The organism is Sphingobacterium prati (assembly GCF_013167215.1).
Taxonomy (GTDB): Bacteria; Bacteroidota; Bacteroidia; order Sphingobacteriales; family Sphingobacteriaceae; genus Sphingobacterium; species Sphingobacterium prati.
In genome coordinates, this window is the sequence record NZ_JABJWY010000036.1 from 23,567 (window position 1) to 31,245 (window position 7,679).

General features: G+C 37.1%; 10 protein-coding genes. 6 read left to right on the forward strand and 4 right to left on the reverse strand.

The features are described from left to right. Window positions 1-27: 27 nt before the first annotated feature. On the reverse strand, window positions 28-669 hold the full coding sequence (locus HPC41_RS17960) for a prealbumin-like fold domain-containing protein (protein WP_172395406.1): 642 nt from the start codon (window positions 667-669) through the stop codon (window positions 28-30). 74 nt (window positions 670-743) lie between these two features. After that, window positions 744-1,421: a hypothetical protein gene (locus HPC41_RS17965; RefSeq protein ID WP_172395407.1), complete on the reverse strand. Its 678-nt coding sequence runs from the start codon at window positions 1,419-1,421 to the stop codon at window positions 744-746. 324 nt (window positions 1,422-1,745) lie between these two features. Here HPC41_RS17965 and HPC41_RS17970 point away from each other — a divergent pair, with 324 nt between their 5' ends. Genes HPC41_RS17970 through HPC41_RS17980 form a run of 3 tightly spaced genes read left to right on the forward strand, consistent with a single transcriptional unit; the run spans window position 1,746 to window position 3,207 of the window. Then, window positions 1,746-2,087 (forward strand): ArsR/SmtB family transcription factor, encoded by a 342-nt coding sequence (locus HPC41_RS17970; protein ID WP_172395408.1) that lies wholly within the window; start codon window positions 1,746-1,748, stop codon window positions 2,085-2,087. Next, entirely contained in the window at window positions 2,068-2,556 is a 489-nt protein-coding gene (locus HPC41_RS17975) for an SRPBCC family protein (protein WP_172395409.1), read from the forward strand. Before HPC41_RS17970 ends, HPC41_RS17975 begins: the two co-directional genes overlap by 20 nt. A 3-nt stretch (window positions 2,557-2,559) precedes the next feature. Then, a complete protein-coding gene (locus tag HPC41_RS17980; protein ID WP_172395410.1) occupies window positions 2,560-3,207 on the forward strand; it encodes a DUF998 domain-containing protein in 648 nt (215 codons plus the stop codon). Window positions 3,208-3,296: 89 nt separating this feature from the next. Here HPC41_RS17980 and HPC41_RS17985 read toward each other — a convergent pair whose 3' ends face one another. After that, a complete protein-coding gene (locus HPC41_RS17985) occupies window positions 3,297-4,193 on the reverse strand; it encodes a helix-turn-helix domain-containing protein (RefSeq protein WP_172395411.1) in 897 nt (298 codons plus the stop codon). Window positions 4,194-4,370: 177 nt separating this feature from the next. Here HPC41_RS17985 and HPC41_RS17990 point away from each other — a divergent pair, with 177 nt between their 5' ends. Further along, the gene (locus HPC41_RS17990; protein ID WP_216660819.1) at window positions 4,371-5,123 is read left to right on the forward strand and encodes an SDR family oxidoreductase; all 753 of its coding nucleotides are present in this window, start codon (window positions 4,371-4,373) and stop codon (window positions 5,121-5,123) included. Window positions 5,124-5,381: 258 nt separating this feature from the next. Then, entirely contained in the window at window positions 5,382-6,245 is an 864-nt protein-coding gene (locus HPC41_RS17995; RefSeq protein WP_172395413.1) for an SDR family oxidoreductase, read from the forward strand. A gap of 139 nt (window positions 6,246-6,384) precedes the next feature. On the opposite strand, the gene HPC41_RS18000 is transcribed toward HPC41_RS17995, so the two are convergent. Continuing rightward, window positions 6,385-6,897 (reverse strand): ClbS/DfsB family four-helix bundle protein, encoded by a 513-nt coding sequence (locus HPC41_RS18000; protein WP_172395414.1) that lies wholly within the window; start codon window positions 6,895-6,897, stop codon window positions 6,385-6,387. A 193-nt stretch (window positions 6,898-7,090) separates the two neighbouring features. Here HPC41_RS18000 and HPC41_RS18005 point away from each other — a divergent pair. Then, window positions 7,091-7,679, forward strand: a 589-nt coding sequence (locus HPC41_RS18005) for a PD-(D/E)XK nuclease family transposase (RefSeq protein WP_172395415.1), incomplete at its 3' end; no start/stop codon positions are given.

Consider the following 7,679-nt stretch of genomic DNA (forward strand, 5'->3'; position numbering starts at 1 on the left):
TTTGAAAAGGCATGCGGGCCCTATAGTTTATAAAAAACCGCTGTAAAGCGTTATGTTTACCGTTTTATCCTTCTCTACTTGATAAGTGTCAAATCCCCAGCCATAGTTACCGTATATCGCATGGTGTACAATAAAATCGAAATCTGTGTTAGCGGGTACTTTGAGGTTTATATATCCATTTTTATCGGTCATTCCTTTCAGTGTCGAACGCTTTACTACATCAGCGACATTATCGGAGGTGACGTGGATCTTGTTGACCGGAAAAGCGACGACACCCTGATCTTTGATAGGAGCATTCGTTTGATAGGATAGTAATCGAATGCGAAGGATACCCGAGAAGTCAGTTAACTTTGTGGCCTTTTTACGTTCTATACCTGCCGTGATCTGCACATATTCATCGACCCTGTAATCGTTATTATTTAGCTGGACAAAATCTGTCTTTAGTTGATAATTATTTGGTAATAAATTGGTGAAATAGACCTCACCATCGCTGTTTGTAGTAGCCGAATCTGTCAGTAAAATAGGATCTTGTTTGCTCCCCGGATCGTAAAGGTAAACTTTGATGCCAGACAATCCTTTGCCGGTATCGTCTGTCAATTTATACCTTAGCTCTCCGGCGACTTCTCCGTCTACCAAATTGACAATGACCTCCTCCTTACAAGAGACCATTGTAATCAACAAGGTTAGTACAATGAAAAAATAGCCCTTTATATCTTTTGTTATTAAAGTTTCTTATCAGATAATCATTGATAAAAGCTTGTATAATAGCTCATTGTCATACCTTTTTGTATCGACATTGTACCGGCATTAAGATTTGAAAACGTTGTTGTATTGTAAACGCAGACTACATAGTCTTTACCTGACGCAATCTTGAATGTAGCAATGCCATTATCGTTAGTTAGGCCTTTAAATTCAGCGGCAGCTAAGACTTTTGATACGTTCTGTTCGTATTCATATTTACCAACAGGAATGATAAGGACACCAATATTTTTTGCGGGTTGATTCGTGTAATAGGAGGTTACTTTAACTATTAAAGTTCCTGAAAAGTCAGTCACCTTGATCTCTTTATTCTTTGTCATGCCCGTAGTGACCTGAGTATAATCGCGGACGATATAATTTACATTGTTTACCTTTGCCGAGTCAGCGACTATCAGATAACTTTTGGGGTTTAGATCGCCAAAATCCACCTGTCCGTTTCCATCCGTACGACGTTCATCAATTAAAATACTGTTGCTAGCGTAATAGCTGTCCAAGTGATCATACAAAGACACCTTAACATTGGGTAGGCCCTTACCACTTGCATCAGTTAATTTGTAAGTAAGTTTTCCACTATTGGAGATAGACAAATCCACCTCTGTTGTTTTCTTACAAGATGCAAATACCACCAACAGAAGCATTAAATAGGCTAATTTCAATTTCATAAAAATGTTAATAAATTGCTTGAGGCTGCAAATATATAATTTTAATTATTATGTTGCTCTTCAAATATGCTTTAAAATGCTTCTTTCTTTATTCTGTATTTTCCTACCGATTCCGTTGCTCAGATAGGAGAGAATTATTTTCCAGTACCATACGAAAGAGATGAATGCAAAAGGTTTCGGGAAGTAAAATATTTTACCAATAAAGGGATTGGTATTCATGATTTAATAATACGACCAGAAAAATAAATAAAAATTTATTCAAAATATTTGCGCAACCAAATAATTGCATATATATTTGCAATCAAATGGTAGCAAATAAAATTTATGAAAACTAGGAGAGACGTATTTCAGGCAATCGCCGACCCAACAAGAAGAGCGATACTTACGCTTATTGCCCTACAGTCTTTAACACCAAATGCAATCGCGGATCAATTTGACAGCAGTAGACAGGCTATATCGAAGCATATTCAGATTCTAGCAGAATGCCAATTGGTAAGTCAACAGACGATAGGTAGGGAAATCTATTATCAATTGAATCCTACAAAAATGAAGGAAGTATCAGATTGGTTAGCTCCTTTCCAGAAACTTTGGGAAGATCGTTACAACAGATTGGACAATGTATTAAGTAATTTAAAAAATAAGGAAAATGGAAAATCAGAAAACTAGTATTACCGCCAAACAAGACAGGCAGGAAATTTTTATTGTCAGAGAGTTTGATGCGACACCCGACCTTGTGTTTCAAGCACATACTCAACCCGAATTGCTCGTACAATGGATGGGGTTGGAAAATCACAGCATGGAAATTCCGATTTTTGAAAACAAAAACTTAGGTGCCTGGCGATTTATTCATTCGGATGAAAATGGAAATAATTATAGGTTCTGCGGAGTCATTCACGAAACGGAATTCGCAAAAAGAATCATTCGGACTTTTGAATTTGAGGGACTACCAGAAAGAGGTCATGTATCTTTGGAATTTTTAAATTTTGAAGCACTGCAAGATGGCCGGACAAGACTCACGACCCAAATTATTTTCAAATCTATAGAAGACCGTAACGGAATGGTAGAGTCAGGAATGGAATACGGGGTTATTGATTCGTATAATAAACTTGATAAATTATTATCCAAAAACAATTAGCGTATGATAACCAACACTATTCAATCACTGAACAAGCTAAGCATCACTGGTAGTATACTGTTTATTTTTCTCCTTCTTTTATTGCACCTTGTTAAACAGGAGATTGATCCTACTTGGCAACCCATTAGTGAATATGCCCTTGGTGATAAGGGGTGGGTGATGCGTCTTGCATTTCTTTCAATGGCCGTAGCCACCGGAGCAGCAACAATTATTTCTTTCAAATTTTACAAGAAAATTCCCGGCATAATTGGGCGTATTTTATTGGCAATTTCATGTATAGGTTTTTTATTGGCTGGCATATTCAATACAGACCCTGCCATAACACTACATGAGGACATGACAACGTCCGGAACAATTCATAGTATTGGTGCCGGATTTTCGGGTATGATTGTATTCGCGTCGTTATTTTTTGTCTGGCAGTCCTATAAAAATGAAATTTATAGCGAAATAAGAAAACCACTGACTTATTCTACACTTTTACTTTGGGTTTCCGAAATTGTGCTAATCATCAGCATGGCAATTTATCTGCCAAGAAATAATGGAAACCTCGGACCGGAGGTATTGATCGGGTGGCAGGGGAGGTTTATGATTCTTTGTGCTGCAATTTGGATCCTCATATTTGCGAAACAGACCATAAAAATAAAAGTATAAGTCTAGTGGTTACCATAAATACACGGCTCATAAAAAATTAACAACTATTTTTTATGAGCCGCGATTGATATACCTGTATATAATAACGCCTAATTTAAAGCCCTGTATTCAGAAGGTGAAACCCCAGTACTTTTCTTAAAAGCCCTTGTAAAATGAGCAGGATATTTAAATCCTAATTCATAAGCAATTTCATTGATAGTTTTATTTTCACCAATAATCTTCTGTTTAGCCAGGTCCATCACCTTTAAATGGATGTACTCTAAGGCTGTTTTACCAGTTTCCTTTTTAATTAAATCACCAAAATAATTGGTGGAAAGATTGAACTGATCTGCAAAATAAGTCACTGATGGCAAGCCAATCATTTGGGGATTGTCTGATAGATAATACGCATTTAACTGTTTTTCAAATTTGGATAAAATATCATTATTCACATGACTGCGCGTGATAAACTGCCGATCGTAAAAACGAACACAATAGTTTAAAAACAATTCAATATTGTCAACAATGAGCGTTTTACTATGTTTATCTAAAGTCTGTTCCAATTCGTACCTGATTTTATCGAAACAATCCAGAATAATCTTCCTTTCCTTTTGGGACAGGTGCAAGGCTTCACTCGACTGATATGAAAAGAATGAATAGTGCGCTATATTTTGTCCAAGGGATGTTCCGCGGATCAAATCCGGATGAAATAAAAGCGCGTATCCTTTTGGTTTATAATCCGTATTAATATCCACATTGATAATCTGTCCGGGTGCAACAAATACGAGTGACCGATCCTGATAGTCATAGGTATGCTTTCCATACTTCATATCACCACATACGACCTCTTTCAGATACACGATATAAAAACCAAAATTCATTCTCGAAGCATAAATCTCGGGCGTTCTTCCATTAAAATCTATGACGCTTATCAATGGATGCAGGTTCTCTTTATGATAAAACGCATCATGTTCACTAACGGTCTCAATTCTTAACACTTCTTTCATTTCAATGTCTTGTTATCCAGTACAAAGTTATTAACTATTCGTTACCTCGAAAGCAATTCAATGGAAATCAGTGAAAATGGTAGAAGTATCCGAGGAACGTATAAGCTATATATCTGATCAAGATAAGACCTTTGTATTATAAAATTTTAGAATATAAATAAAATGAATATGAAATCAATGGAAAACAAAGTTGTACTAGTTACAGGTGCAGCACAAGGAATTGGATTTGCAGCTGCTAAAGCATTTGCAGAGGCAGGAGCCGCAGTGGCATTAGCTGATTTAGATAAGGATTTGGTGAATAGCGCAGTCGAGAGCTTAACGGCGATGGGCCATAAAACGCTTGCTATCGTTTGCGATGTTTCTAATGATTCCCAGGTTAAAGAAATGGTGGATAAAACAGTAGAAACATTTGGAAAACTAGATGCAGCCTATAACAATGCTGCAATACAAAATGTACTTGCAGATGCTGCCGATCAAACAATAGAAGATTTTGATCGCGTAGTCAATGTTAACCTCCGTGGCGTATGGAGCTGTATGAAATATGAATTACAGCAAATGCGCAAACAGGGTTTTGGTGCCATAGTAAATTGCTCTTCTATCGGCGGCATTTTAGGCGGAGCCCAAAGAGGAACCTATCATGCTGCGAAACATGGCGTGATCGGACTTACTAAAAGTGCAGCCCTAGAATATGCGCCTTCTGGTATCCGTATCAACGCTATTTGTCCCGGAATCATCCATACACCGATGGTTGATAAAATGATGGCAGAAGGACAGCAGGATGTATTGGATGCGATGATCGCTACAGTTCCATCAAAGCGTTTGGGTAAACCCGAAGAAATTGCCGATGTGGTCGTTTGGTTGTGTAGTGATGCTGCAAGCTTTGTAGTTGGTCATACCATGGTAGCAGATGGAGGTTACAGTATCCAGTAAGAATGATAAATAACTGATAATACCAAAACTGATAAAAATCATGGATCAGCATAACTGTAAATATCCGCCAAACCTTTCAGACTTTAGCTTTGTTCACTTTATGGATGAATCGGTAAAAACTCTTTCGCAAAATGCCGATTACCTCCATTTATCAAATAAAAGTTATCAAAGATTACCGACACTGTAAGACCTTGCCATTTGCACTGACCCTTACATTTTGGAAATCAGATATTGCCTGTAATTATTAAAAAAAATAGCATGAAAAAAGCAGCAAGTAAAAAGATTCGACCGTTGCAAAAACAAAAACGACCCGGATTGGAAATAAATATGACACCAGTTCCTGACACTTCTCCGTTAACGTATCCTGCAGAAGGAAAATTGAAAAATAAGGTAGCGTTAATAACGGGAGGAGATAGCGGCATCGGGAAAGCTGTAGCTTTGTTATTTGCGAAGGAGGGAGCTGATATTGTTGTAGCCTATCTTAGTGAAACAAAAGATGCAAAACAAACCCAGAAAGAGGTTGAGTCCTTCTCTAGGAAATGTACGCTGATTAAAGGTGATTTGGGAAAAGAAAATCACTGTAAAAAAGTAATTGAACTTACGATAAAAACGCACAAGAAAGTAGATATTATCGTTAATAATGCAGGTCTTCATTGGGAGACAGAATCAATTGAAAAAATTACCACTGAGCAGTTACTCAAGACTTTTCAGAATAATTTTTTTTCCTATTTCTGGATTACGAAGTATGCTATACCTTACCTTAAGAAGGGAGCAAGCATCATTAATACATCTTCTGTGACTGCGTATCGAGGCAGTCCAAAGTTGATAGATTACTCTGCAACAAAAGGTGCTATTATTTCTTTTACACGAAGCTTGTCAGCAAATCTTGTCACTAAAGGAATTAGGGTCAATGCCGTTGCCCCAGGTCCGGTATGGACACCATTGATAGCATCGTCATTTGACCCTAAAAAGAACTCCGAATTTGGAAGCGACTCCCCAATGAGAAGGGCAGGGATGCCGAATGAAATTGCACCAAGCTTTCTATTTTTAGCTAGCGAAGATTCAAGTTTTATAAGCGGTCAAGTTTTACATCCCAATGGTGGAGAAATCGTAAATGGTTAACTCATCTTGCAACAGCTTTAAGATTTAATTATGAAACATTATTCGAATTGCAAGATAAGCCCTATGCCAATTATATGGAGGAATCCGAAGATGGAGTAGAAGATATTGCGAACTGGGTAGTTGGTAATGGGCCTGATTTTTATGTGATGTTATGTTCCTTTTTCCACTTACGAATTCGCCCTCTTGCATTAGTATAAGGCGAAGACGTGTTAAACTGAATCATTCTTCCCAAAGTCCATTTCTCATACCAGGAAACCTCATATAATTCAGTATTAGATTTTTGCTCAATTAGATTAAGAATTTTAGCAACAGTTTCATCTAATTTACGACACAACATATTGAAGTCAATGCCTTCATAATCTTTGTAAAACTTCTGAGCCAACTTGCCAAGTTCATTCCATTTATAACCTGTTTCAGGAAAATCTACTGGCTCCTTATTCTCTTTTTTCTGATTCCATTTAAGCACCAGTTCTCCCCATCCGATCAAATAAGAAACAAGGTTATTGATACTCATTGTCGTGTCTTTTGCATGTCCTTCTAAATCTCTGACGGAACTTAATTCAACAGGAATGGTCGCTAATTCATTTTTCAGCTTTTTGTAATTCGTGTCAATAGCTTTTTGTAATTCTTCTTTGTTAACTGGTACAGCCATACTCGGGTGAAATAGATTTTTACCAAATTTACAAAAGCTATTAGAGAATTATTTGGGGACGCGATCTAAAAATATAAAATTATTTGCGCAATCATGAAACCCAAATATTGATTTCCCTTAATATATATTGCTAATTATTTTAGTTTTTCGATTTATTGTTATATATTTGGCTGATAATCAGTTGACAAAAATTATGGCAAGATCAAAAAAACACCTTGGTAAGTACGTAGATCCGCGTACCGATTTCGGTTGGAAATTTTACTTCGGTAGAGAGGACAACAAAGTCTTACTAATTGAATTTCTCAATAGCCTGTTTCAGGGAGAGAAGATAATTTCAGATCTGAAATACAAGCCTGTAGAGCATGATGGCGATTATGAAGAAATGCGTCGCGTTGTATTTGATTTACATTGTATGAGCAGCGATGGCGAGGTTTTCATCATCGAGATGCAGCAGCTCTTTCAGGAGTTTTTTAAGGACCGCGCAGTGTATTATACCTCGCGTCTCATCAATAAGCAATTAGCGCGAGGAAAGAAGGGAAGTGATTATTACCTGCCGGAAGTTTACTTTATCGGTATTCTGGAGTTTAATATGAATGCAAATGGAAGTTCTGGTGTAACCCGTATCACAGAGCATCCTTATTTTTATGATGTCGCGCTTTGTGACAAATTGACCAAAGAAATATTTTATGATAAATTGGGATATAAGATGATTTCGCTTCCCTTGTTTAATAAACAGCCAGAGGAACTAAAGACAGTTATGGATCAGTGGTTGTACTTACTTA

Bases quoted from the DNA above. Each gene is read 5' to 3' on its own strand.
- HPC41_RS17980 (WP_172395410.1), top strand. From the start codon at position 2,560: ATGATAACCAACACTATTCAATCACTGAACAAGCTAAGCATCACTGGT.
- HPC41_RS17995 (WP_172395413.1), top strand. From the start codon at position 5,382: ATGAAAAAAGCAGCAAGTAAAAAGATTCGACCGTTGCAAAAACAAAAA.
- HPC41_RS17960 (WP_172395406.1), bottom strand. From the start codon at position 669: ATGGTCTCTTGTAAGGAGGAGGTCATTGTCAATTTGGTAGACGGAGAA.
- HPC41_RS17965 (WP_172395407.1), bottom strand. From the start codon at position 1,421: ATGAAATTGAAATTAGCCTATTTAATGCTTCTGTTGGTGGTATTTGCA.
- HPC41_RS17975 (WP_172395409.1), top strand. From the start codon at position 2,068: ATGGAAAATCAGAAAACTAGTATTACCGCCAAACAAGACAGGCAGGAA.
- HPC41_RS17985 (WP_172395411.1), bottom strand. From the start codon at position 4,193: ATGAAAGAAGTGTTAAGAATTGAGACCGTTAGTGAACATGATGCGTTT.
- HPC41_RS18000 (WP_172395414.1), bottom strand. From the start codon at position 6,897: ATGGCTGTACCAGTTAACAAAGAAGAATTACAAAAAGCTATTGACACG.
- HPC41_RS17990 (WP_216660819.1), top strand. From the start codon at position 4,371: ATGGAAAACAAAGTTGTACTAGTTACAGGTGCAGCACAAGGAATTGGA.
- HPC41_RS17970 (WP_172395408.1), top strand. From the start codon at position 1,746: ATGAAAACTAGGAGAGACGTATTTCAGGCAATCGCCGACCCAACAAGA.